Source organism: Psychrobacillus sp. FSL H8-0484 (assembly GCF_038005325.1).
Classification (GTDB): domain Bacteria; phylum Bacillota; class Bacilli; order Bacillales_A; family Planococcaceae; genus Psychrobacillus.
The window spans coordinates 2,953,237-2,979,518 of sequence record NZ_JBBOSZ010000001.1 but is presented as its reverse complement, the minus strand read 5'-3'; the positions used below and the strand labels follow the sequence as shown (position 1 = coordinate 2,979,518).

Here is a 26,282-nt window from a genome sequence, read left to right as displayed (position 1 = left end):
TGTAATGAGGTTAAGACACAAACCGTGGGCAGAGGAATTTATTCATGCTAACCCTGAAATCGTAATACCAAATCCAGAGGAGTTAATGGGGAAATGGGATACGGAGTTTAAAAACAATAACCCTCTTCATATTGAAGTAGGTACTGGTAAAGGACAATTTATCACTGGTATGGCTAAGCAAAATCCAGCTATTAATTATATTGGAATTGAATTATACGATAGTGTGATAGTTTCTGCACTTGAAAATGCTATTGCAGCCCAACCCCTTCCAAATTTACGCTTACTAAAAGTAAACGGTGCTCATTTGGCTAAGTACTTTGAGAAAAACGATGTAGACCGTGTGTATTTAAACTTCTCTGATCCGTGGCCAAAGATTAGACATGCCAAAAGACGTTTAACGCATGAAGGTTTCTTAAAGCTTTATGAATCTATTTTAGTAGACAACGCGGAAATTCATTTTAAGACGGATAATCGAGGATTATTTGAATATTCTTTAACTAGCATGTCGGCTTATGGTATGTTAATAAAAGATGTTTCACTCGATTTGCATGTAAATATGCCAGAAGATAATATTATGACTGAATATGAAGAAAAGTTTTCTGCAAAGGGACAACCAATCTATCGAGTAGAAGCAAAATTCGTATAATTACGAGAAACATATTTTCTGTGTAGCTGAACGAAGTGAAGCAGTAGTAAAATACGTCAAAAAGGGGACCTGGGAGTATGGATGCGTTTCAATTTCACGATATGTCATTGACATGGTTAAAAGGCGGTACTACTTATATGGATGGGGGAGCCATGTTTGGAGTTGTGCCAAAACCTTTATGGGAAAAGAAATATCCTGTGAATGAAAAAAATCAAATAGAATTATCGTCAGATCCACTATTCATCCAGTATAAAGGTCAGAATATTTTAATGGAAGCCGGGTTAGGCTTCGGGAAATTTACAGAAAAACAGCTACGAAACTATGGGGTGTCGGATCAGTCGATGGTGGAGGACAATTTAGTTGAACTTGGCTTTTTACCTGAGGATATTGATATCATTCTTATGACGCACCTTCACTTTGACCATGCTTGTGGATTGACGAAATGGGAAGAGGATAAATTAGTTTCCAGTTTCCCTAATGCTAAAATTTATGTATCAGATGTCGAATGGAATGAAATGAAAAACCCAAACATTCGGTCACAAAATACTTATTGGAAAGAAAATTGGGAGCCAATAGAATCCCAAGTAATCACTTTCACTGACAGGTTAGAAGTAGTCGAAGGAATTGAAATGATTCATACTGGTGGACATAGTGATGGACATAGTATTATATTGTTCAAGCAAAATGGAGAGACCATTATTCATTTAGCTGACTTAATGCCAACCCATGCACATCAAAATCCATTATGGGTTTTGGCTTATGACGATTATCCAATGACTTCTGTTTTTGCAAAAAAGAAATGGGTCACTGAAGGATTACAAAAAAACTATTGGTTTAGCTTTTACCATGATGCATTTAATCGGTTGATCAAATGGTCAGTAGACGGGAAAGAAATTGTAGATAGAGTAGAGCGAACAAGATAAAAAATCAGCTGCGCATTATGCGTAGCTGATTTTTTTGAATGATAAGTAAGAATATGAAGTTAGACTACCACGAATCAGAGTTCATGGTGTTTTGAAAATACATCCATGTGGCAACGAATTTTCGTCTGTCGGCTCTGCCTTACGTCCGGAGAGCGAGGCGGATTTTCGGCACGTAACAACATTCTCATTGAACAGAGCAAAATCTTACGTTCCATAAATCCAGTGTTTTAGATATTTTGGAGAAAAATATCGATTAATACTACTGTTGATTTCCGTTACAGGCGGACGCTTTCCGCGGGGTGAGCGATGAACCATCACCGTAGCTCACGCGTCCGTTGTGATGGTTCATCTTTCTCACTCATCCCGCTGGAGTCGCCGCCTTTCACTACAATCAAGTAAATGTTTTCAAATCAATCATAAAAGAAAGGGCAACTAAATGATTAGGGAAGTATATAGTTTTTGAGTGCATAAAGTTACTGGTGCTTTGAACGATAGGAAAATGCAGTGGATTGTATACAAGGTAAGGTAGAGGGGATGGACCTGTTAGCAAACAAGAATCTTTAAGAAGAGCATTTCTGCTAATTTTCTTCTACTGGTAAAAGAGTATATGACCTAAAAATAGTTAGGATCTATTATATAGAGGAGCACTAGAGCCCCCAAAATTGCATCTTCGGGGGCTTTCAACATGAGTAAGATAGAATCTATTCACTCATTATCCAAAAAGATCTTAACCTTATTCGTACTGTTGAAGGAGGGCGACGGACGGACAAACGCCATAAGATTACCGTGAAAAGAGAGGCTGGTCGTGATGTCAGTCACGACCAACCTCTCTTAAAAATAAACCGGTAATGATATAGCAAAGTCAGTCCAAAGTCCTCTGAAAACGATACAAAACAGGTTTTGCACTTAAAGCGCGCTTTACGCTTTTCTTAGTTTAAGTAAAATTGGTCTAGCTCCATTTATTGTCATTAAATTAACATTTTCTTCAAATAAAGAGAAGCCTATTCTACAATGCTTCAACTCTATGGCTAAACTTTCACTAAGTCTACAACCGTACCTGTTTTGGCATCTGCTGCAAACTCAAATTGTTCGAGTTCTCCGTTTTTTACGCGGGAAATTCCACCTTTGTATACATGTAAGCTAATTGCTTCTTTTTGAAAGGGTTCAGGGCTCATATATATCCACGAGCCATCAATAGGACCTTCTTCTTTAAATGATTTTTTTATATCGCTTAAAACAAGCTCTGCAGAACGATTAAAATTCATTTTACTGGCAGCTTGACTTGCGATAATACCAATAACAATTCCAGTCCCAAGACCCATCATATAATCCTTTAATTTCATTTTTGTTCCTCCCTTTCGCCTTTTTTTTAGTGTATCATACAACTCGCAACCGATTAAATTTTTCGATATCCGAAGGTTTATTGTAGTAAACTATTCGAAATTTTATTACAATAGAAGAGGAATCTTTTTGAAGATGAATATATTTATTACGGAGCTTTAGGAGGCTTTTTAACATGAATGAAGAAACACGCTCATTATTTAAAACATTAACAGAATTACCTGGAGCACCTGGAAATGAGCATGCTGTTCGTGCATTTATGCGCAGTGAGCTATCAAAATATTCGGATGAAATCGTTCAGGATAATTTAGGCGGTATTTTCGGTCTGAAAAAAGGTGATGAAAATGGTCCTAAAATTTTAGTTGCTGGACATATGGACGAGGTCGGCTTTATGGTTTCTGGGATTACAGACAACGGCATGATTCGTTTTCAACCACTTGGCGGCTGGTGGAGCCAAGTATTACTTGCACAACGTGTAGAACTTGTGACAAATGAAAAAACAATTCCTGGTGTCATTGGTTCTATTCCTCCTCATTTATTAAGTGATGAAGTGCGAAATAAGCCGATGGACATTAAAAATATGCTAATTGATGTCGGAGCAGACGATAAAGAGGATGTTCTTCGAATGGGTATTAAACCGGGGGATCAAATCGTTCCTGTTTGTCCATTCACACCAATGGCCAATGATAAAAAAATTATGGCAAAAGCATGGGATAATCGCTATGGTTGCGGACTTGCCATTGAACTGTTGAAAGAAGTACAAAATGAGCAATTACCAAATATGCTGTATTCTGGTGCGAATGTAATGGAAGAAGTCGGTCTTCGCGGGGCTCAAGCTTCCACGAATATGATTAAACCAGATCTTTTCTTTGCATTAGATGCTAGTCCTGCCAATGATGCTTCTGGTAATAAAAATGAATTTGGTCAGTTAGGTAAGGGAACATTACTTCGAATTTTTGACCGGTCTATGATTACCCATCGTGGTATGAGAGAATTTGTGTTAGATATGGCGGAAACACATCATATTCCTTATCAATATTTTATCTCTCAAGGCGGAACAGATGCAGGGCGTGTGCATACATCCAATGAAGGAGTTCCAAGCGCAGTAATTGGCATATGCTCACGTTATATTCACACATCTTCTTCGATTATTCATACGGATGATTATGCAGCAGCAAAAGAATTGCTTGTGAAATTGGTGAAAGCATGTGACCGAACTACATTAGAAACAATCAAAGCTAACGTATAATAAAAAGATGCCCTTTATGGCATCTTTTTTTATGAAGGGGAATAGAATGTATGAAAATATTAATAGGAACCAACAATAGAGCTAAAACAAAGGCCGTTCAGTCCATATCTAGTATTTATTATCCAGACGCTAGTTTTGTAAATAAAGAAGTACCTTCGCTAGTTTCCGATCAACCGATGAGTAATGAAGAGACAAGACAAGGTGCGATTAATCGTGCAAAGCAATTAATGGTACAAGCAGATGCCCATTTTGGTATCGGTTTAGAAGGAGGAGTACAAGAAATAGACGGAACAATGTATATTTGTAATTGGGGAGCACTGGCAACGAACGATGGAGAGGTCTACACTGCAACAGGAGCAGGAGTGCCTTTACCAGAAGAGATAGCAATTCAACTCCGTGAAGGGGCGGAACTTGGACCTGTCATGGACGTCTATACTAATAAGAATGATATACGACATGACGAAGGTGCAATTGGCGTATTTACGAACAGTTATGTAAAAAGAAGTGATATGTTTGAACATATTATGTTATTGCTAATTGGTCAGTATGAACTTTCTTTAAAGATGCGAAAATAATACTTAGTATATTTTTATATTCTAAGGTTTGTCTTTCGCTTTTCTTTTATAAGCTATAGTAGTTGCATGTAGTATCAATCATCGATAAAATATATAGCAGTCATGCTTTGAATGGAGGAAATCAAATGACTCGAAACTGGATACGAGTAATTACCGCTTCACTGGCAGTCATTTTATTATTTGGATGTGCAACATCAATAAACGATCAAACGACAGATGGTCTTGAAAAAGCAAAACTAGCTTTTCAAGGGGATGCTGAAAAACCTAATGAAGAAGTGAATGATGTAAAGATATTCATACCGAGTGGTTTTTCCATTGAAGAGGAGACTGATAAATCAAATATTATTTTATCCAAAGGGAAAGATTCCTATATATTATTTATTAATCCAAATGAGTTACCAAGCAGTGAGTTATACTATGATTTAATGATGGAAGATAGCAATTTAAAGGTTGTAGAAGAAAAGAAATTTGAACAAAATGGTCGTTTCGGGTTTGCGGCAATTATTGAAAATAGTGAAGACAAGTACGAGCTTATTACAAGTATTGGCGGTATCAAGCTTACGACCATTTCGAAACAGCAAAATATTGCCGATAATTTAGAACAGATGATGACAATAGTGAAATCTATAAAGACCAAATAGGGGGGATTTAGATGCAAAATTTAACTACAATGGAGCAATTTGAACAATTAAAGAATGAAGAAAAAGTAGTTTTCAAATTTACGGCGGATTGGTGTCCTGATTGCCGTTTTATCGACCCTTTCATGGGAGAAGTAGAAGAGAAATTTTCAGACTTCACATTTGTTTCAGTAGACAGAGATCAATTTATTGATTTATGTGGCCAATTAGACATTTATGGTATTCCTAGTTTCATTGCTTTTGAAAATGGGATAGAAACAGGACGTTTTGTTAGCAAGGATCGCAAAACGAAAGAAGAAATCGAATCATTTCTTCAAACTATTTAACTTTATTCAGTAGCCGTCCCAATGTAATAGAGTGGCGAGAGTGAAATTTGGACCCTAATATGCCAATGCTTATTTGATAATAATAAAACGGTTCACGACTTGTGGACCGTTTTGTTTATGGAAAGGAAATGTTTAAAGTGAAAGCACTTGAACTCATAAGGCTTCTAAAAACAAAGCTATCAGAAGAAATTTACACGTACGACTATAATCGAGAAACAAATAAACTTCGATTAGACCATAAAGAATTAGCAAAAGGAATTGATATTTCTATTCCTCCTATATTAGCTAAATATGAAACGAAAAAAGAGAAAGCGATTGAGGAAGTAGTTTATACAATTCAGCAAACCTTTCAAGCAATGGAAAAAGAAATCGCAGGAGAAATTGATCCTGCTGCCTCTATTTATCCTGTTATTCGTTCCACTTCGTTTCCACAGAAGTCCAATGAAGGGAACCGTTTTATCACGAAAGATCATACAGCAGAAACGCGAATATATTATGCATTAGACTTAGGGAACACGTATCGATTACTCGATGAAAAAATGTTAGCAGAATGGAATATTCGAGAAACTGAAATACGAGAAAGAGCTATTTTTCAAGTTAGAAATTTAGAAACAAATTACAAAAAAGATGAAGTAGCCGGTAATATTTTTTATTTCTTTAATAATAATGATGGCTATGATGCAAGTCGCTTGCTGAATGAATCGCTGCTAAGAGATATGAAAAAACAGATTGTTGGAGATATGACTGTTTCTGTACCCCATCAAGATGTTATGATAATTGGTGATATAAGAAATGAAACAGGTTACGATGTTCTCGCTCAAATGACTATGCATTTCTTTACTGTTGGAACCGTACCTATTACTTCATTATCTTTTATATATGAAAATGGAGATTTAGAGCCGATCTTTATTTTGGCAAAAAATCGAGTAACAAAGGAGAACGAAGACAAATGAATATTTTTTACAATGAAGTTGGCGTAGGGGACGTATTATTAGTACAGTTGACACCCGAAAAAACGGAAAAAGTTATTACAGAGTCAAAAGGAGATGTGACGTTAGTAAAAGACGCACAATCAAACGAAGTATTAGCGATTAACGTTTTTGGTTACAGTAAATATGACCAAATACAAACAACTGGACAAGTTTCTCTAACGGAGGAATTAGTAGCAAAAGTACAACATGCCCTGGCAGAAAATGGTGTATCTTACACGTTTGAAGTGGATTTATCCCCTAAATTTGTTGTTGGTTATGTGGAATCATTAGAACAACATCCGAACGCAGATAAATTAAAAGTTTGCCAAGTAAATGTTGGAGATACTACACTACAAATTGTATGTGGTGCTCCTAATGTAGAAGCAGGTCAAAAGGTAGTAGTAGCAAAAGTTGGAGCTGTAATGCCTTCTGGAATGGTTATTAAGGATGCAGAGCTTCGTGGAATTGCATCAAGTGGAATGCTTTGTTCTGCAAAAGAATTAGCATTGCCAAATGCACCAGAGGTAAAAGGCATTCTTATTTTAGATGAGCAACAAGAAGCAGGAAGTCCTTTTCCGCAATCATAAAAAGTAGGGCAAAATTACTTTATTTTTGTAAAATATCCAGTTTTATATCATCATTATTAGAGCATGCCGATTAGGTGTGCTTTTTTTTATGTTTTTCTATTATATAATAGGGACGTATACTGGTATTACTGGTAAAATAGAAGGTATCGATTAGAAAGAGTGATGAATTTGAATTGGTTTAAAAAACTATTTGCAGTTAATGAAGATGAATATAGAGATGAAACAGAGGTAGAAGTACAAGCTGTCCCAAAAACAACACAACCTAAAACACCATTTCGTTTCCCATTAATTTCAGATGAAGAAAAACATGAATTTTTATATGGGTTACCAAAAGAAGAAAAAGTGGTGGAAGAACCATTTTTAGAAAAAAAATCTAATGATACACAATCGTTTAAACCCTTACATACGCAAGGTATTTGGCAACAGCGGAAGCAGCAAACGGTTGTTCATCGTGCAGAAAAAAAAGAAATAGAAGAGGCTCCAGCAATTATAAGAAAAAAAAGAGCATTTACACCAACAGATGTACCTTCTCCTATTTATGGTTTTTCTAAAGAAAAAGAAAAGATAGTAGAACCAAAACAGGAAAAAGAAATAATAGTAGAAGACCCTATCGTAATGGAGGCTCCAATTCCAGTTCCACAGCAGGTTGTAGAAGAGTCTGCTGCACAAGTTATGGAAATCATGGAGAGAGTAGAAAGTGAAGTAGAACAATCTGTACTTCCAATGGAAGAAATTCATGAAGCTATAGATACATCACCAATCGAAGAGGTCGAAGAAACTAAGCCAACAGTTCCAAAAGAAAATATTCGACCTTTTAATGTACTCATGTTGAAATCAGATAAACAAAAGCAGGTGGAAGAAGCTGCTGCAACAGTAATGGAAATAATAGATGAGGTGAAAGTAGAACAAACTTCTCCTCTAATTGAAGAGATCCAAGAATTTAAGGTTAATATACCAATCGAAGAATATAAGGATACACCGCCGATCGAAGAGGTCCAAGAAGAAAAACCAACAGCTCCAAAAGAAAACATAAGACCATTTAATGTAATGATGCTGAAATCAGATAAACAAAAGATGAATAAACTAGATAATAATCCTATGTCACAGACTGAACAACCATCTGCACCAAAACCAGAAACACAAATAGTAACATCAAAAGAAGCGCTTATAGAAGAAGTGAAGCAGGAAATCGTTCCATCTTCTTATACAAGACCATCATTCAGTTACTTGCTTCCTCCGGAAATAAAGGATGAAGATAATGAATGGATGGAAGAGCAAGCATTTACACTAGTAGAGGCCTTATCCCATTTTCAAATAACGGGTGAGATTGTTCAAACTTTTCAAGGACCTGCTGTCACCCAGTTTGAACTAACAGTAGGACATGGGACAAAAGTAAGTAAAATTCGTAATTTAGCTGACGATTTAAAATTAGCTTTAGCAGCAAAAGATATTCGCATTCAAGCGCCTATTCCAGGAAAAAGTTCTATTGGTATTGAAATTCCCAATAGAAAGTCCCGAGCTGTCCGCATTTCAGAAGTTCTTAATACCGATGTGTTTACAAACTCTGATTCACCACTTGAAGTTGCACTTGGGTTAGACCTTACTGGAAAACCAGTGACACTTGATTTACGAAAAATGCCGCATGGTTTAATAGCTGGTGCGACAGGGTCAGGAAAGTCAGTATTCATTAATTCATTACTTGTTAGCCTGTTGTATAAAGCAACTCCAGAAGATGTAAAGCTGCTTTTAATTGATCCGAAGATGGTTGAACTTGCTCCTTTTAATCATATTCCACATCTAGTGAGCCCGGTAATTACGGACGTTAAAGCTGCTACAGCGGCTTTAAAATGGGCAGTGGAAGAAATGGAGCGTCGCTATCAATTATTTGCTCATGTAGGTGTGCGCGACATTAGTAGATATAATACGCTTGCGACAGAAAAACGACAATTCGCTCAAAAACTACCTTATCTTGTGATTGTCATTGATGAGCTTGCCGATTTAATGATGATGGCACCTGCAGAGGTGGAAGAAGCAATTTGTCGTATTGCACAAAAAGCAAGAGCCTGCGGAATTCACTTAGTATTAGCTACTCAGCGTCCATCTGTAGATGTCATTACTGGTTTGATTAAAGCAAACATACCAACCCGTATTGCATTTTCTGTTTCTTCTCAAATCGATTCTCGTACAATTTTAGATCAACAAGGTGCAGAGCGATTACTTGGTAAAGGGGATATGCTTTACCAAGGAAATGGCATGTCTAGCCCTGTTCGTATTCAAGGTACTTATGTATCGGACGATGAAATTGAAAGTGTTATCGATTATGCAAGAAGCCAGGGAACTCCTGACTATATGTTTGAGCAAGAAGAGTTAATGCAAAAAGCAGAAATAGCATCCGAACAAGATGAATTATTTGAAGAGGCATGTCGTTTTATTGTAGAACAAGGGTCTGCTTCGACCTCCTTATTGCAACGTAAGTTTCATTTAGGTTATAATCGAGCAGCTAGATTAATAGATGCCATGTATGAGAATGGATATATTACAGAGCAAAAAGGAAGCAAGGCGAGAGAAGTATTACTAACTAACGACAATTTAGAACAAATATTTAGTTAATATTGTTTATTAAATTTTTGTGTTAAAAAGTGATATAATTGGGAATACGTCTATTAAGACGATTGTATTAAAAAATGTATATAAGTGGGACTAATCCCAGGAGGGTTACAACGTATGACAAAGTATCATTTTACAGGCATTAAAGGGTCTGGAATGAGTCCGTTAGCACAAATCTTACATGATATCGGAAACGAAGTGCAAGGTTCTGATATTGAAAAGTATTTTTTTACGGAAAAACCATTACATGACCGACATATAAATGTTTTATTATTTGATGAAGCAAATATCGAAGAAGGTATGACAGTTATTGCAGGGAATGCATTCCCTGATAGTCATCCTGAATTAGTGAAAGCAAGAGAACTAGGTTTAAATGTAATACGTTATCACGATTTTTTAGGCGACTATATGAGTAAGTTTACGTCCATTGCTGTTACTGGAGCACATGGGAAAACATCTACCACAGGACTACTATCTCATGTGTTAAGTGGTTATAGCCCTACTTCTTTTCTAATTGGTGATGGTACTGGTAAAGGGGAACCAGATGCTTCTAATTTTGTGTTTGAGGCATGTGAGTATCGTAGACACTTTTTAGCGTACAGTCCTGACTATGCAATAATGACAAATATTGATTTCGATCATCCTGATTATTTTCAAGATATTGACGATGTATTTAGTGCATTCCAATCTATGGCGATGCAAGTTAAAAAAGGTATTATCGCTTGTGGAGATGACCACTATTTACAAAAGATTAAAGCTGCTGTACCGGTCGTTTATTATGGATTTGGCGAGCATAACGATTTTGCCGCAAGGAATATAGAAAAAACGACGGAAGGTACTTCTTTCGATGTATTTGTTCGAAATGAATATTATGAGCGTTTTACTATTCCTTTGTTTGGTGACCATGCAGTCCTAAATTCGTTAGCAGTTATCTCTCTATGTCATTACGAGGAAGTGCCAGCGGATATTATTCAAAAAGGCTTAGAAACGTTTGAAGGTGTGAAAAGACGCTTTACAGAGACTGTTATTGGAGATCGTATTATTATTGACGATTATGCACATCATCCAACAGAAATTAAAGCAACAATTCAGTCAGCTCGACAAAAATACCCAAACCGTAAGATTGTCGCTATATTTCAACCACACACGTTTACGAGAACGCAAAAATTTCTGCATGAATTTAGCGAGAGCCTAAGTTTAGCGGATCAGGTGTATTTATGTGATATCTTTGGTTCAGCACGGGAAAATGCTGGTACTTTAACCATCCAATCACTAGGTGACCTAATTGAAGGAAGCCATATTTTACATGAAGATACAGTAGATCAATTGCTGGTTCATGAAAACGCTACTTATTTATTTATGGGAGCAGGAGATGTACAGAAATACCAAGAAGCTTTCAGCCAAAAACTAAATAAATGATAAAAATGCTTAATCCATTTGTGATTAAGCATTTTTTTAAAGGAAATTTCAAAGAAACGTAGTATAGTATAAAGAAAGAAGTTTAGTTTGTTTCTTTTAGGGTAAAATTACAATATCACAATCAAGTTAGAGGAGAATGATCAATGGAAAATCTTTTATACATAGCTGCTATTATAGCTGCAATTGCATTTCTAGTACTTTGTATAAGCCTTGCTGTTACGTTATCTTCAGTTAAAAAGACTTTAAATAATGTTGCGGATACACTGGAAGGGCTAGATACACACTTACAAAATGTTACGAAAGAAACAGCGGAACTTCTTCATAAGACCAATGAATTAGCAGAAGATATCCAAGAGAAATCAGTACAACTAAACACAGTGGTTGCAGCAGTCAAAAATGTAGGAACTTCCGTAAATGGTTTTAATAATTCTATCCAACGTCTTACATCATCTGTTACAACAGAAGTAGAAAAAAATGAAGAAAAAATAGCACAAGTTGTTCAGTGGAGCAGTGTAATTCTAGGTCTACGAGACAAATGGAAAGAACGAAAAGCAATGGATCAAGCAGAGTTTTATTCCTTTGAAAATGATAATAAAACAAAAAACTAATAAATTGGAGGAATTTTAATGAGCAATCATGAACAAAACAAACCAAATTATAATGAAGCAAAATTTAACCATGAGTATTATGCAAACCAAGCTTCCTACGATCGTCAATCGCAACCAAACTATCCACCTGCTCCTTCTTATAACGAAACGAGAGAGAACATTTATCGTGATCAAGAAGTGAGTGGTAAGGACTTTATCATTGGAGTAATAATTGGAGGTATTATTGGAGCTACTACTGCTTTGTTATTAGCACCTAAAACTGGGACAGAGTTGCGTGGAAATCTTTCAACACAAGCTGGCCAAATTAAAGAAAAAACAATGGACTTATCTTCTACAGCTAAAGAAAAAACAACTAAAATCTCTAAGCAATTACAAGAACAATCCGAGCAATTAGTAGATAAAGTTAAATCCATGAAGGGAAAACCAATGTCACCTTTAGACGATGGAACTGCTTCCTCAGAAGGTGAAGAGCCAATGGAATTCATGGCAACTATTTCACATACAACGGAAGAATTAGCGGAGGAAGATGAAAATCTGACTGTAGTAGCCGAAGCAATTAAAGAAGCGGTTACAGAAGAAAATAATCCGAATAAGAATTAAAAAAAACGGGCCTTGTGCCCGTTTTTTTAGTTGAAAATTATTTCGAGTTCGTCTCCGCCAAAGATTTCTTCATCAAAGCGAGAGGGTTGTCCGTTTTTAATGATTTGGAAAGAACCTGCATTTTCTGGTAAAGTCCACTCGGAAAACCGAAAAACATCTTGGTATATCCAAGCAGAGGTATTAACCTCTTCCCACTGAAGCGCTGTTCCATTTGGAATTACGTCCGAGGGAGATAAAATAGTATTTTCACTGATTACCTTAGCACTTTCTTTAAAAAGTTCGATCGTTTCTTGTTGAAATTTGATTGTAATACGGTCTAGAAGTTTTTTCTCTAGATGATCTGAAAGTTGCTGCAAAGTAGGAGCAGTAGCTATATTCATTTGTAATACATCATTGTCTTGAACAGGATATTGTAGCTTTACAGCGTTCCCGTTTAATAATAATGTGGTGGAAAAGGATGGGATGTAATGATTTTTATTATTAATAGAAATTGTATAAGACTTTAATTGGTTTAAGTAATTTTCTTTTTGAATTGCATGCAAAAGTTGTTCAATCGTATGTGGAGTTTCAACTGTGATCTTATCTCTTTCTACAAGTGAAGTTTCTAGTGAAACTCTCTCTCCATTTACTTGAACAGTTGGTTCTACAATGTGTTTAACTCCCTGAAAGGTAATTGTTTTTACAGATGCTTCGTCTAGTAAATCTCGGACTGATGCTGTACCTGCATTACCATCTTTTCCTTCTATGAGTTCTATTTTATCTTTATTTTTTATTAGTGTTTTTGTATTTGCTTCCTGACCATTAAGCTCAATAACAGCGGGCTTTCCATGCTCTCCTGGAATATGGATTGTTTGTCCATTTACTTGAACGGAAAGAGCTGCTCCTGGTCTTCCATACAACTTACGAGTAGAAATATTTGCGGCAAGTAATGCATCTCCAATAGTCATTTCTTTTAATTCAAATAAACGAACAACCTGTTGGTTTACCTCAACAGACATATATTGAATGGGAGCACGTTTAGCAGCAATTGCAATTCCTATTGGTGTAACAAGTTCCGGAGATACAGGAATATGATCTTCTTTCGTTAGGTTTTGAATGGCGTCAATTCCTCGTACGGCAACTCGATTTACAGGTAAATTTAATTTTTCTGCAAGAAGTGTTGTGAGCGAAGGGGTTAAGCTTCCTCCACCTACTAGCATGACAGCCTTTGGTGGATGGTTATTATTTAATCGGAAAATTTCCGTTGAAACAGCCGATGCTAATTCCAACGTTGCTGGTCTTAACGCATCAATTACTTCTTCTTTAGGGATGTTTTGATCAAAGCCTAGAATATCTTTTATTTGAATAAATTCATTTGTATTTATTGCTCTCTTTGCATCTTCTGCAAGTGGAAAGTCTAGAAGATAAATGTCGCTAAGTGCTTCTGTTATTTCATCGCCTGCATAAGGTACCATTCCGTAAGCAACAACTGTCCCATAATTGGTAATGGCAATATCGGATGTTCCTGCCCCTATATCCACTAGTGCCACATTGAGGCGCCTCATAGTTGGTGGAATTAATACATTAATCGCCGCAATGGGCTCTAATGTTAAAGCTTCCATTTCTAAATTAGCTCTTTTCAAAGCAGAAAGTAATGATTCGACAACGACTCTAGGTAAAAAAGTGGCAATTACTTCAATAGATGCTTCATTTCCTTGTTGATCTACTAGGCTACCAATTTCTTCACCATCAAGTCTGTAGTAAAGTACACTATATCCCACACAGTAATAATGACTTGATTGTCTTTCTCTGTCATTTTGGACTAAATTATTTTGTGCTTGTTGAACTGCTGTGAGTTCAAGTCGGCTGATATCGTCTTCTGAAAAGATAGGTCGGTTTTTGATGTCCATTTTCATCTCTGCTTGTTCTGTTTTTAACGCTCGTCCAGCAGCCGCAACGCTTACTTTTTCCAAGGGTCCGTGTTTTTCTTCTAATTGTGTTTTTATAGATTGAATGACTTCCACTACTTTTAGCACATTATGTATTTGTCCATCCACCATCGCACGTTCTTTATGTTCTTCTACTAGAACATCAATTACATGAAATGTTTCATGGCGCTCTTCTAAAATAATTCCTACTACGGATCTAGTACCAATATCTAATGCAAATAATTTTGATGACAAATTTCCACGTCCTTTTCAGACAAATACTTTAGTGAGTTGAATCGCTAAAATAAAATGCGTGACATTCTTGTATACATTGATTATAATATGATTTATATCTTAAAATGTATCATAATTTTCAGTCGATAGAAAGTATCGATGGAGAGAAGAGAGGAGAAATATCTATGAGTCAAGTAGATTTAGAGGCTTTACGTAGTCGTGTAGATGAGATTAACGTAGAAATTTTACAGTTAATCAACGAAAGAGCTGGTGTCGTTCAAGAGATTGGAAGAGTTAAAGAAAAACAAGGTGTCAATAGATATGATCCCCTTCGTGAAAGACATATGTTAGATCATTTAAAAGAAAACAATTCTGGTCCACTTCCACAATCAACAGTTGAACATATTTTCAAGGAAATATTTAAAACTGCTCTAGAATTTCAAGTAGATGATCAAAAGAAAGCTCTTCTTGTTTCACGTAAAAAGAAATCAGAAGATACAATAGTTGAAATTAATGGAGAAAAAATAGGCACAGGAATACCTTCATTCGTATTTGGTCCTTGTGCAGTAGAATCTTACACTCAAGTGGCAGAAGTTGCTGCGGCAATCCAAGCTAAAGGCCTAAAACTTATTAGAGGTGGAGCGTACAAGCCACGTACCTCTCCATATGATTTCCAAGGTCTTGGTTTAGATGGATTAAAAATATTAAAACAAATTTCACAAAAATATGGCTTAGCGGTTGTATCTGAAATCGTAACTCCAAGCCATTTAGATGAAGCACTAGACTATGTGGATGTTGTACAAGTAGGTGCTCGTAATATGCAAAATTTCGAACTATTAAAAGCGGTAGGTTCTATTAATAAGCCAGTCTTATTGAAACGTGGTATTGCAGCTACGTTAGATGAATTTATCCATGCTGCAGAATATATTATGTCACAAGGAAATGACCAAATCATTTTATGTGAACGAGGTATTCGAACGTATGAGAGAGCAACCAGAAATACATTAGACATTTCTGCGGTACCAATATTAAAACAAGAAACACATTTACCTGTATTTGTCGATGTAACACATTCAACTGGACGTCGTGATATCCTTTTACCTGCTGCAAAAGCAGCAATTGCAATTGGAGCAGATGGAGTTATGGCTGAAGTGCATCCAGATCCAGCGGTGGCATTATCAGATGCTGCTCAACAAATGAACTTACAGCAATTCGATGAGTTTTATGATTCCTTACAAAAGTTTATGAAAACGCATGAAGTTCACGCGTAATTCGTGAAATAATTCACAAAACCGACTCTTCTTGAAGGGTCGGTTTTACTATTTAATTGAATGTTAGGAAGGAAATCAAGTATTATTTAATTATATACTTAATTAGACTAGTAAAGGAGGGTACGCGTTGACTATTACAATTTATGATGTAGCAAGAGAAGCGAATGTATCGATGGCAACTGTTTCACGTGTAGTAAATGGTAACCAAAACGTCAAACCAGCAACACGTCAAAAAGTGTTAGCAGTAATAGAACGATTAGATTATAGACCCAATGCAGTGGCAAGGGGTTTAGCAAGTAAAAAAACAAAAACAGTTGGAGTAATTATTCCAGATATATCAAATGTATTTTATGCTGAACTAGTGCGAGGTATTGAAGACATTGCTACTATGTATCGTTATAATATTATTTTAACAAACTCGGATCAACAAGAAGACAAAGAAGTACAGTTATTATCTACATTATTAAGTAAACAAGTTGATGGTGTAGTCATGATGAGTGACGAAATAACAAAGGAAATGCTGCGTGAAATGGAAAGGACGGATGTACCAGTTGTTTTAGCTGGAACAGTAGAAGATTCTAATTCTTTTCCATCAGTCAATATAGAATATCATGAAGCAGCTGTCGACGCGGTTAACCGCTTAATACAAAACGGTCATACTAGAATTGCATTTGTATCTGGGTCCATGTCTTCTACCATAAATAGAGTATACAAACTTTCGGGCTATGAAAAGGCTTTGAATGCAGCAAATATAGAAATTGACTCAGATTTAATCGTTGGCGTCGATAATACATATGACGATGGCCTTGTAGCGTGGGAACAGCTCCGCAATCTTAAAAATCCACCAACAGCATTTTTTGCTGGGAACGATGAAATTGCAATTGGGCTTATTCATGGTGCTCAAGATAGTGGGTTAAACGTACCAAAAGATATTGAGGTAATTAGTTTTGAAAACTCCAAACTTGCTCGAATGGTAAGACCTCAACTCACAAGCGTTGTTTTACCTTTGTACGATATCGGTGCCGTTTCCATGAGGTTATTAACAAAATTTATGAATAAAGAAAAAATTGACGAACAAACAGTAGTTCTTCCTTACCGAATTGAGGAAAGAGACTCTGTAAAATAAATCTTCTAATAAAAACCACCAGTAGGCACTAGACTACTGGTGGTTTTTATATGACTGTTGATTGCGTAACAAATACAACGCTTTATCTAACATTTGTTTATTTTTCTCCATTATTTCTAGTTTTCTTGGAATAGGCTCATATAATGGATGAGGATCCATCCAAGTAGAAATAAGAGGTATAGGTGACTCCTTAGCCCAACGATCAAGCCAAGATTTCGGCAAGTTACCTATCGGAGACTTTACATCATTCATTTCCATCCACAACAATGACCATGCACGTGGAACAACTCTCCAAATATCATAACCACCACCACCAACAGCAATCCATTTACCATCGCAAAACTCATGAGCAAGTTCATGTGCCAGTTTAGGTATCTCTTGGTATAGGTTCATCGTTCCATATAAATGGGTTAACGGGTCAAAATAATGAGCATCCGCACCATTTTGGCTTAAAATAATATCGGGTTTAAATGACTCAACTATCTCGCGAATACTTGTACGATAAATATCTAAAAATGACTCATCCTCTGTAAATGCATCCATTGGAAAATTAAAAGAAGTTCCATATCCTTCACCAGTGCCTCTTTCTGTAATATTGCCAGTTCCGGGAAATAGATACCTTCCTGTTTCATGGATGGAAATTGTACATACATTAGGATCATCATAAAAGCTCCATTGAACGCCATCCCCATGATGTGCATCCGTGTCTATGTATAAAACTCGTGCATTATACTTTTGCTGCATGTATTTAATTGCAACGGAACTATCATTATAGACACAAAAACCGGAAGCTCGTCCTCTAAATCCATGGTGGAGACCACCCCCTAAATTAAGTGCATGAGACGATTTACCCTCCATCACATAATCCACTGCAGTTAAAGTACCTCCAACAAGACCTGCGCTTGCTTCATGCATATGAGGGAAAATAGGGGTATCTTCTGTTCCAATTCCATAATTTTCATACTTCGTAGTGTCGCTTGTTTCCAAACTTGCTTTTTTAACAATCTCAATATAATGAGGATCATGTATTAAGCTTAATTCTTCATCTGTTGCAATTCTAGGAGCAACTATATCTGATAATGATAAAGCATTCATTTCCCTTAATAAATCGACTGTAAGTGTTAAGCGTTTTTGATTGAACGGATGGGTTTCCGAAAACTTGTAGCCTAACTGGTCCTCTGAAAAGACAAACACTGCATTTTTTTTCATATATTCATTCCTGGGTGATTTGGCCATAGCACTTCGAACCCTTCAGCTCTTATTGCTTCAATAAGCTTGAGTGGATTCATCGTCTTCACTCGAAGGACTAATATTTTATAATCACTTTTATCTTTATCTGGATATACTAGCACGCTTAACACATTTATTCTTTGTTCATAAAAAACTCTAGATACTTCAAACAAGACACCTGTTCTATTTGGAACGCGAACCTCTATTTGAGAACCAGGTTGATGTACACCTGTTAGTTCAATAAATTTGTACAATAAGTCGGACTCTGTAATCATACCGATTAGTTTCCCTTGGCTCACAATAGGTAAGCATCCTATGCGATTATCATAAAAAATGCTTGCCGTTTCTTCTACAAAATCTAATGGATGGCCGGTGATTGGGTTTTTCGTCATAATTTTTTCTAACGGTAAATCATAAATTTCTGCATTCTGACTGCTGATTAAGGAGGAAGGAGTTGCTTCTTTTAAATCGCGATCAGTTACAACACCTAATACTGCATTCTCCGAGTTAACTATTGGGATATGACGAATTCGTTTTTCCTTTAAAAGCTTTAGTGCATCATTAATTGTATGAGAGGGGCTTAAGGTTGGTACAGATGTATTCATGATTTCTTCTACAAGCATGTGAATGAACTCCTTTTTATAAGAAAGTTATACATTTTTGTTTTAATACATGAAACGGTTCATAAAGCGTAGTTGATCAAATTGCTGAATGGAATCATTATCCACTCTATTCCCTATTTTAGCCATTAAACAATTAGCGGGATGAGAACTAATTTCTGGATCGTCTGTTGCAAAATACATAAGTCCGCCAGCCTGCATCATTTTCTCCATCACTTTTCGGTATTCCCAGACATTTAATCCAGTCCCTTTTAAATCCCAATGCCAATAATATTCAGTAGTAATCGTTATATAGTCTTCCATCGCATCATCCATCATGGAAACTCGTAGAAGTGTTTTTCCTACTCCAGTTCCACGATATTTTGGAATGACTTCGATAGCACCAAGCTCTATCAAGTTTTCCATATTGCCTTTAGACCATGTTTCTAAAGGGTCTGGGTGTAAAAAAGTGCAGTATCCAACTATTGTTTGTTGATCTCGAACAATAATAATTCTTCCTTCAGGTAATTTTGCAATTCCAATAATTGCTTTATGCTGTGCGTCAGGTAATCGAAAAGCTACTAAGTCCTCATGAAATTCTAATTTTGCTATTTCCTCTGATACAATAGGACCTTCAATAACGACGGTGCCATGCTTTGTTTCTAATTCTACCGCATTATACGTTTTTTTGTGTATCACGAATTCACCACCTATAAATTAATTACAATTGAAACTATTATACATGATTTTAATAATAGAAAGCGTTATCTTCATTAATTGTAATAAAACATTCAAAAGAGTAAAAAAATTAGCAAAAATCGAAAAGAGTATTGTAAAATAAAAGATATAGTTATAGAAAGGGTGAATAGGATGAAGATAGAAGTGTTACCAGTTGTGCAAGGGGACTATCGCTTAAATGATTATGAAGCGACTGTAAAATCTTTTCAATGGGAAGATGCAGAAAAGTCTTTTTCATGGTATGAAACAGGAAAAGTAAATATGGCATATGAAGCTATTGATCGACATGCTGAATCTGATAAAAAGGACAAAATTGCACTCTATTATCAAGATGCAGACAGAAAAGAATCATATACATTTAATGATATGAAAAACTGGACAAACAAAGCTGCAAATGTCTACACCCTACATTCCAATTTAACAAAAGGGGACCGTCTATTCATTTTTATGCCTAGATCTCCTGAATTATATTTTTCTTTATTAGGTGCTGTAAAAATGGGTGTTATTGTTGGACCTCTTTTCGAAGCATTTATGGAAGGTGCTGTGTACGACCGTTTATTGGATAGTGCTGCAAAAGCAATTGTTACAACTCCAGAATTATTAGATCGAATTCCTTTGGATAAATTACCTGATCTTGAAACTGTATTTTTAGTGGGAGACAATATTGAAGAAAAAGATAAATTTATTGATTTTAAGAAAGCGTTAAATAGTGCTTCCGATTCTTTTACAATTGAGTGGGTAGATAAGGAAGACGGGTTAATCCTACACTATACATCTGGGTCAACAGGGAAACCTAAGGGGATTTTACATGTACATTATGCAATGGTTCAACAATATCAATCAATGAAATGGGTAATGGACATCCGTGATGAAGACATTTATTGGTGTACCGCAGATCCAGGATGGGTTACTGGAACTTCCTATGGAATATTTGGACCTTGGTTAACTGGCGCTACTTCCTTAGTACTTGGAGGTCGTTTTTCACCAGATGCTTGGTATAATGCCATTGAAGATTATCGTGTAACTGTATGGTATAGTGCTCCAACCGCATTTCGCATGTTAATGGGAGCAGGAGATGCGATTGTAAAAGAGCATGATTTATCCACTCTTCGACACGTTTTATCCGTTGGAGAACCATTAAATCCAGAAGTTATTAAATGGGGAATGCAAGTATTCAATAAGCGAATTCATGACACTTGGTGGATGACAGAAACAGGAGCACAAATGATTTGTAATTACGGTTGCTTACCGATTAAGCCTGGTTCAATGGGGAAACCACTACCAGGACTAGAAGCTGCCATTATTGATAACCAAGGAAATGTTGTTCCACCTTATACGATGGGGAACTTGGCAATTAAAAAAGGATGGCCATCCATGATGCGTCAGATTTGGAATAATAAAGAGAAATATGAGTCTAGCTTTATGAATGATGAATGGTATTTTTCAGGCGACTCTGCTTATATGGATGAAGAGGGCTACTTTTGGTTCCAAGGACGTGTAGACGATGTCATAATGACGTCTGGGGAGAGAGTAGGACCATTTGAAGTAGAAAGTAAATTACTTGAGCATCCTGCTATTTTAGAGGCTGGGGTGATTGGTAAGCCGGATCCTGTGCGTGGGGAAATTATTAAAGCATTTGTTGCATTAAATGAGGGATATGAACCTTCGGAAGAATTAATTGCAGATATTCAGCAGTTTGTGAAAAAAGGGCTTGCTGCACATGCAGCACCTAGAGAGATAGAATTTAAAGATAAGCTACCAAAAACGAGAAGCGGCAAAATTATGCGTCGAGTTTTAAAAGCCTGGGAATTAAAATTACCGACAGGTGACTTATCCACTATGGAAGACTAGAAAAGAAAAGCCACAGCGACCTTACATTTCAGGTCGTTGTGGCTTAAATAATTTAACTCTTATGTGTTTGTATCTTCGTCTTCAGGGGGTGCTTCTTCCTCAGGAGGAGTTGTTTCTCCATCTCCATCTCCGTCTCCGTCTTCATTACCCGGAGATGTTTCCTCTTCATTTTCCTCTTCTGGTATTACTGGGTCAGGTTTTTGTTCTTCTATCGATACAGTATTAGAAGGGACTGACAGTAAACCAGTAATATCAACAGAAACAATGACATACTGCCCGGTTCCATTAATGGTATAACTATAATTTTCCGCTTCTCGCTTGGATGCCACTTGAATTCGTTCACCGTTCACCACTTGATATATTCTATATCCTACAACATCAGAGGAGGCAGCTTTGGTCCAAGTAAGTGTTTGTCCGGAAAGAGTGGCTGTAACGGAAGCTGGAGCACTACCATCCGCTTCAAATACATCTTCAGATACTACGTTTCCAGCAAAAGTAGATTTTGTAGGGAAAAGTTTACTTGCATTTCCTCCAAATTTACCAAGCATCCGTTTGATAAATGCTTCGTTTACTCCATATCCACCTTTGATAACAAATTCATCAGGAGTAGAATCTAAAGCTCGGTATTTATTCCCATCAATTACTACAAAAGAAGCGGATATTAAACTATCATCTGATGCAGTTGGTAACATAGCTTTAGCATTAAACAAATCAGATTTGACTAATCCTGCTTGTTCGCATGCTTCCGAGGTAGCAAGTCCAGAAATACCACAGAACGACCTGGTTACAACACCTTCTGGAGCTTGGAATGCGTTAGGTGCATCTACTAGCTCTGGATTCACATCATACATGGCATTCATCATATTAGACCAAAGTGTATTTACACGTACGCTTGGGTGGTTATAACGATTATTCAGATGAAATAATGAAATACTGTTGTCGTCGTAACCAAGCCATACACCAAGAGAAACATTTGGGTTATATCCGATAAGCCATGAATCATTGTGATTTTGGGTTGTACCCGTTTTTGCAGCAAAATCTGACTGGAACTTTAGTCGTGAATTTGCAAGTTTTGCAGTACCTTCCGTTAATACATCACGAAGAATGTCTGTCATGATATAGGCAGTTTCAGGACTGAATACTTCGACTGGTTCTACTTCATGCTGATAGATAATATTTCCTTCCACATCTTCAATCTTTTCAATCATATACGCATCGATAAATTGCCCGTTGTTCGCAAATGTTCCATAGGCGTTTGTATTTTCTTCAACACTTGCACCATTGTCCATTCCACCAATCGATAGGGCATGGTTCGCATATTCGTTCTCGTTGATATGTTCAAAGCCCATTTTATATAAGAAATCAGTAGGCTTTCTATCCATGATCAAATCATAAAGGCGAATTGTCGATAGGTTTTGTGATGTCGTTAAAGCTTCACGTGCTGATATAATTCCTTTTTCTTGCTCAGTCGTATAATTCGAAGGTGATTTTGTCCATGTTGTACTGCTTAAATCTTCTAGTTTGACATCGACAACTGGACTTCCTGCACCAATAACACCATATTCAATAGCAGGAGCGTACACTAATAAAGGTTTAATCGTAGACCCCATAGATCGAACGGCTTGAGTAGCATGATTGTACTTTTCTACATTATAATCACGTCCTCCAAGGAAGGACAAGATTCTACCTGTTCCATTTTCGATAAGCATGCTTCCTACCTGAACAGGAAATTCTTGCATGATCATCTCACCAGTATTTGGATCCTTTACTTCTTTCGTGTGGGTATGCCCATAGGTTTCAAACTCATCTCTTACCTTAAGCATAGTTTCATACATCTCTCTATCAATTGTTGTATGAATGCGATATCCACCTGTACTCACTGCTCGTTGTGCTATAATATCATATTTTTCATAGAGTTTAGATTCGACTTTTAATCGTTCCGGATCAATACCATCTTTTTCTGCTAATTGTCCTCTTAAAATATCCTTTACTCTGTTTTCTATTTCAATAGTTAACCATGGATATTTTTCTTCTGGTAAAATTTCAGGTTGTCTAAAATCTTGTGTAATATCATATTTTATAGCAGAGTTATATTCTTCTTCAGTAATATAACCTGTTTCTTTCATCCGAAATAGTACTGTTTTCATACGATCTATTCCAGGTTGTAATGCCTTTGCTTCTTTTAATACCCCTCCTTGTCTAAAAGGAGTATAAGCGAAAGGAGCTTGAGGAATTCCAGCAATATAAGCAGCTTGTGGCAAACTTAAATCTATGGCTTTTACATTAAATATTCCATTGGCAGCTGTTTCAATTCCAGCAATATTTCTACCATTAGCGTTTCGACCATAAGGAATAATGTTTAAATACGCTTCAAGTATTTCATCTTTTGTCATAAACTTTTCCAAACGCATTGCTAAAAGGATTTCTTTTGCTTTTCGCTCATAAGATACTTCGTTCGTTAATATTTGGTTTTTAATTAATTGTTGTGTTAGTGTAGAACCACCTGTTTGTGTATCTGAATTCGAGACATCTTGAAGTAATCCACGGAAAATCGCTTTTGGTACAATACCATCATGCACCTCAAAATATTCATCCTCGGTTGCTAATACAGCGTCCAATACGTATGGAGAAACTGCGGAAAGTTTGGTTTCCGTACGTTCAAGGTCAGTCCGTAATTTACCTAAATAGACATTTTCGGCAAAGTAAATTTCGGAGGTTTCCTCATAGTTAAATACAGCAGCTCTCATTTCCTCTTTATCACGTAAAGGTTCTTCTTTCACTAGTGAAGCGAAATAACCAGCTGCAAGTGATGCAGCAAATATTCCAAGAGCAAGGCCTACTACAATGAATAGTAAACATAAATTCCATATAACGCTGGAAGAAATTCGTATGCTTTTTGCCCAATTTGTTGATTGCCATGTATCCAACTTATCTTTGTAAAATTGGAATTTCTCCATCCATTTATTCATTAATATTCCACCCCCAAATCATGAATTATTATACCATAATCGTTTATCATAAGACGATAGTTATTGACATACGTTTTAAATTAGGTAAAATAAAAATATATTTTAGCGAAGAAGAGTCCGAAGTAGTTATTATACAAACTGTATAGAGAGCTAGCGGTTGGTGAAAGCTAGTCAGTGTATAAGAACGAATTACAGGCTTGGAGTTAGACGTTCTCACAACGATATCGTGATTGAAGCGGAAGGATTTCTCTCCTTCAAGCTGGGTGGTACCGCGCTAATTAACTAAGCGTCCCTGCATGATATATATATATCGTGCAGGGGCTTTTTTTATTTGGCTCTGTTAAATTATGCTGTTGTTTTTAACATATAATTTGCGGTAGAATCAGCGCAGACTCCTGCGGGAAGCAAGCGGATTCTATCAAATAACAACAATGTAGTTTAACAGAGCATTTTATTTTAAAGGAGGAGTTTCAAATGACAAATTCATTATTAGAAGATTTATCTTGGAGAGGGTTATTGTATCAGCAGACAGATAAAGAGGGGATGGAAGAGCTATTATCCAATGAAAAAATTTCCTTGTATTGTGGTGTAGACCCTACTGCTGATAGCATGCATATTGGACACATTGTACCGTTACTTACTTTAAGACGTTTTCAACTACATGGTCATCGTCCAATACTTTTAGTAGGTGGAGCTACTGGTATGATAGGAGATCCATCTGGTCGGTCAGAGGAGCGTCAACTGCAAACTACAGAACAAATTGACAAAAATGTTCAAGGTATTAAAACGCAAATGGAGCAAATTTTCGACTTCCAATCAGAAAATGGTGCACAAATGGTTAATAACCGTGATTGGATTGGATCAATGAATGTAATCGAGTTTCTTAGAGATTTCGGAAAACTAGTGAATATTAATTACATGTTAGGTAAAGATTCCATCGCTTCTCGTTTAGATACAGGGCTTTCGTTTACAGAATTTACGTACACCCTAATTCAAGGTATTGATTTCAATCATTTATTTGATCATTACGGCTGCCGTGTTCAAGTTGGTGGGTCTGACCAATGGGGGAATATTACAACAGGATTAGAAGTGATTCGCAAAACACATGAAGAAGAAACAAAAGCATTTGGCATAACAATCCCACTTGTAACAAAAGCAGATGGAACGAAATTTGGTAAATCGGCGTCTGGTTCTGTCTGGTTAGATGCGAAAAAGACCTCTCCGTATGAGTTTTACCAGTTCTGGATTAATACAGCGGATTCAGATGTGATTAAATACTTGAAAATTTTCACATTCTTGGAACGTAGTGAAATTGAAGCGCTGGAAGTAACAGTACAAAACGAGCCGCATTTACGAAAAGCACAAATTACACTTGCAGAAGAAATGACTCGTTTAATACATGGTCAGGAAGCATTAGACCAAGCGATTCGTATTTCACAAGCATTGTTCAGTGGAAATTTGAAAGAACTGAATGCAGAAGAAATGAAGGATGCGTTTAAAGATGTACCTTCCGTGGAGATGTCAAAAGAAGAAAAAAATATTGTAGACTTTATTGTAGAAGCAAGCGTCTCGCCCTCTAAAAGACAGGGGCGTGAAGATGTGACAAATGGAGCTATTTCAGTCAATGGTGAAAAAATAACAGATGTTGGATATATAATAGGTAAAGATGACCGCCTTGAGGATGAATTTATGATTATTCGAAGAGGAAAGAAAAACTATAAAATGATTAAATTTGTATAAATTAAAAGCTACTTCTCATAATAATGGGAAGTAGCTTTTTAAATCTAAAAAAAATAATTCACACTATTCTAGCCTGTTTATAGCATTTTTTTTGCTATTTACCACATTTATCCTCCTGAATTATTTC

General features: G+C 36.4%; 22 protein-coding genes and 1 other annotated feature. Of the genes, 16 read left to right on the top strand and 6 right to left on the bottom strand.

Going from position 1 to position 26,282, the window contains the following annotated elements:
- The first annotated feature begins 4 nt into the window (after nucleotides 1–4).
- Together trmB and MHH81_RS14440 are read left to right on the top strand one after the other, a co-directional pair.
- Nucleotides 5–646: a tRNA (guanosine(46)-N7)-methyltransferase TrmB gene (gene trmB, locus MHH81_RS14445; RefSeq protein WP_340922419.1), complete on the top strand. Its 642-nt coding sequence runs from the start codon at nucleotides 5–7 to the stop codon at nucleotides 644–646.
- A gap of 77 nt (nucleotides 647–723) precedes the next feature.
- Nucleotides 724–1,569, top strand: coding sequence for a YtnP family quorum-quenching lactonase (locus MHH81_RS14440; protein WP_340922418.1), 846 nt, complete (start codon nucleotides 724–726; stop codon nucleotides 1,567–1,569).
- 1,028 nt (nucleotides 1,570–2,597) lie between these two features.
- Here MHH81_RS14440 and MHH81_RS14435 read toward each other — a convergent pair.
- Entirely contained in the window at nucleotides 2,598–2,912 is a 315-nt protein-coding gene (locus MHH81_RS14435; protein WP_340922416.1) for a hypothetical protein, read from the bottom strand.
- Between the two features lie 173 nt (nucleotides 2,913–3,085).
- Here MHH81_RS14435 and MHH81_RS14430 point away from each other — a divergent pair, with 173 nt between their 5' ends.
- The 10 genes from MHH81_RS14430 to MHH81_RS14385 all read left to right on the top strand — a co-directional run bounded on the left by MHH81_RS14430 (nucleotide 3,086) and on the right by MHH81_RS14385 (nucleotide 12,490).
- Nucleotides 3,086–4,159: a M42 family metallopeptidase gene (locus MHH81_RS14430; protein WP_340922414.1), complete on the top strand. Its 1,074-nt coding sequence runs from the start codon at nucleotides 3,086–3,088 to the stop codon at nucleotides 4,157–4,159.
- Nucleotides 4,160–4,209: 50 nt separating this feature from the next.
- Nucleotides 4,210–4,734, top strand: coding sequence for a DUF84 family protein (locus MHH81_RS14425; protein WP_340922412.1), 525 nt, complete (start codon nucleotides 4,210–4,212; stop codon nucleotides 4,732–4,734).
- 125 nt (nucleotides 4,735–4,859) lie between these two features.
- Nucleotides 4,860–5,375, top strand: coding sequence for a hypothetical protein (locus MHH81_RS14420; protein WP_340922410.1), 516 nt, complete (start codon nucleotides 4,860–4,862; stop codon nucleotides 5,373–5,375).
- An 11-nt stretch (nucleotides 5,376–5,386) separates the two neighbouring features.
- Nucleotides 5,387–5,698: a thioredoxin family protein gene (locus MHH81_RS14415; protein WP_340922408.1), complete on the top strand. Its 312-nt coding sequence runs from the start codon at nucleotides 5,387–5,389 to the stop codon at nucleotides 5,696–5,698.
- Between the two features lie 128 nt (nucleotides 5,699–5,826).
- Nucleotides 5,827–6,651, top strand: a complete 825-nt coding sequence (locus tag MHH81_RS14410; protein ID WP_340922406.1) for a DUF1444 family protein — start codon at nucleotides 5,827–5,829, stop codon at nucleotides 6,649–6,651.
- Nucleotides 6,648–7,256, top strand: coding sequence for a YtpR family tRNA-binding protein (ytpR, locus tag MHH81_RS14405; RefSeq protein WP_340922405.1), 609 nt, complete (start codon nucleotides 6,648–6,650; stop codon nucleotides 7,254–7,256). The genes MHH81_RS14410 and ytpR overlap by 4 nt, the downstream gene beginning before the upstream one ends.
- Before the next feature lie 168 nt (nucleotides 7,257–7,424).
- Nucleotides 7,425–9,866 carry a DNA translocase FtsK gene (locus MHH81_RS14400; RefSeq protein ID WP_340922403.1) on the top strand — a complete coding sequence of 814 codons (2,442 nt, stop codon included), beginning with the start codon at nucleotides 7,425–7,427 and terminating at the stop codon, nucleotides 9,864–9,866.
- A 114-nt stretch (nucleotides 9,867–9,980) separates the two neighbouring features.
- The gene (gene murC / locus MHH81_RS14395) at nucleotides 9,981–11,282 is read left to right on the top strand and encodes a UDP-N-acetylmuramate--L-alanine ligase (protein WP_340922401.1); all 1,302 of its coding nucleotides are present in this window, start codon (nucleotides 9,981–9,983) and stop codon (nucleotides 11,280–11,282) included.
- Between the two features lie 143 nt (nucleotides 11,283–11,425).
- Entirely contained in the window at nucleotides 11,426–11,890 is a 465-nt protein-coding gene (locus MHH81_RS14390) for a DUF948 domain-containing protein (RefSeq protein WP_340922399.1), read from the top strand.
- Between the two features lie 18 nt (nucleotides 11,891–11,908).
- Entirely contained in the window at nucleotides 11,909–12,490 is a 582-nt protein-coding gene (locus MHH81_RS14385; RefSeq protein ID WP_340922397.1) for a YtxH domain-containing protein, read from the top strand.
- A 26-nt stretch (nucleotides 12,491–12,516) separates the two neighbouring features.
- On the opposite strand, the gene MHH81_RS14380 is transcribed toward MHH81_RS14385, so the two are convergent.
- Complete coding sequence (locus MHH81_RS14380; RefSeq protein WP_340922395.1) at nucleotides 12,517–14,652, bottom strand: cell division protein FtsA; 2,136 nt, start codon at nucleotides 14,650–14,652, stop codon at nucleotides 12,517–12,519.
- Between the two features lie 164 nt (nucleotides 14,653–14,816).
- Between MHH81_RS14380 and MHH81_RS14375 the strand changes: the two genes are divergently transcribed.
- Nucleotides 14,817–15,902, top strand: coding sequence for a bifunctional 3-deoxy-7-phosphoheptulonate synthase/chorismate mutase (locus MHH81_RS14375; RefSeq protein ID WP_340922393.1), 1,086 nt, complete (start codon nucleotides 14,817–14,819; stop codon nucleotides 15,900–15,902).
- Between the two features lie 127 nt (nucleotides 15,903–16,029).
- On the top strand, nucleotides 16,030–17,028 hold the full coding sequence (ccpA, locus tag MHH81_RS14370) for a catabolite control protein A (RefSeq protein ID WP_340922391.1): 999 nt from the start codon (nucleotides 16,030–16,032) through the stop codon (nucleotides 17,026–17,028).
- A 33-nt stretch (nucleotides 17,029–17,061) separates the two neighbouring features.
- On the opposite strand, the gene MHH81_RS14365 is transcribed toward ccpA, so the two are convergent.
- From MHH81_RS14365 to MHH81_RS14355, 3 genes are read right to left on the bottom strand one after another with little or no spacing between them, the layout of a single operon-like run.
- Entirely contained in the window at nucleotides 17,062–18,264 is a 1,203-nt protein-coding gene (locus MHH81_RS14365) for an acetoin utilization protein AcuC (RefSeq protein ID WP_340922389.1), read from the bottom strand.
- Nucleotides 18,234–18,881: an acetoin utilization AcuB family protein gene (locus tag MHH81_RS14360; RefSeq protein WP_340922386.1), complete on the bottom strand. Its 648-nt coding sequence runs from the start codon at nucleotides 18,879–18,881 to the stop codon at nucleotides 18,234–18,236. The genes MHH81_RS14365 and MHH81_RS14360 overlap by 31 nt, the downstream gene beginning before the upstream one ends.
- Before the next feature lie 42 nt (nucleotides 18,882–18,923).
- Entirely contained in the window at nucleotides 18,924–19,556 is a 633-nt protein-coding gene (locus MHH81_RS14355; RefSeq protein WP_340922384.1) for a GNAT family N-acetyltransferase, read from the bottom strand.
- Between the two features lie 171 nt (nucleotides 19,557–19,727).
- On the opposite strand from MHH81_RS14355, the gene acsA reads away from it, so the two are divergent.
- Nucleotides 19,728–21,446 (top strand): acetate--CoA ligase, encoded by a 1,719-nt coding sequence (gene acsA, locus MHH81_RS14350; RefSeq protein WP_340922382.1) that lies wholly within the window; start codon nucleotides 19,728–19,730, stop codon nucleotides 21,444–21,446.
- A 59-nt stretch (nucleotides 21,447–21,505) separates the two neighbouring features.
- Here the strand turns inward: acsA and MHH81_RS14345 are convergent, their stop codons facing one another.
- The gene (locus MHH81_RS14345; protein ID WP_445678096.1) at nucleotides 21,506–24,415 is read right to left on the bottom strand and encodes a transglycosylase domain-containing protein; all 2,910 of its coding nucleotides are present in this window, start codon (nucleotides 24,413–24,415) and stop codon (nucleotides 21,506–21,508) included.
- A gap of 99 nt (nucleotides 24,416–24,514) precedes the next feature.
- Nucleotides 24,515–24,712: a binding site (T-box leader), on the top strand.
- A 177-nt stretch (nucleotides 24,713–24,889) separates the two neighbouring features.
- On the opposite strand from MHH81_RS14345, the gene tyrS reads away from it, so the two are divergent.
- On the top strand, nucleotides 24,890–26,155 hold the full coding sequence (tyrS, locus tag MHH81_RS14340; protein WP_340922380.1) for a tyrosine--tRNA ligase: 1,266 nt from the start codon (nucleotides 24,890–24,892) through the stop codon (nucleotides 26,153–26,155).
- The last annotated feature ends 127 nt before the right edge of the window (nucleotides 26,156–26,282 follow it).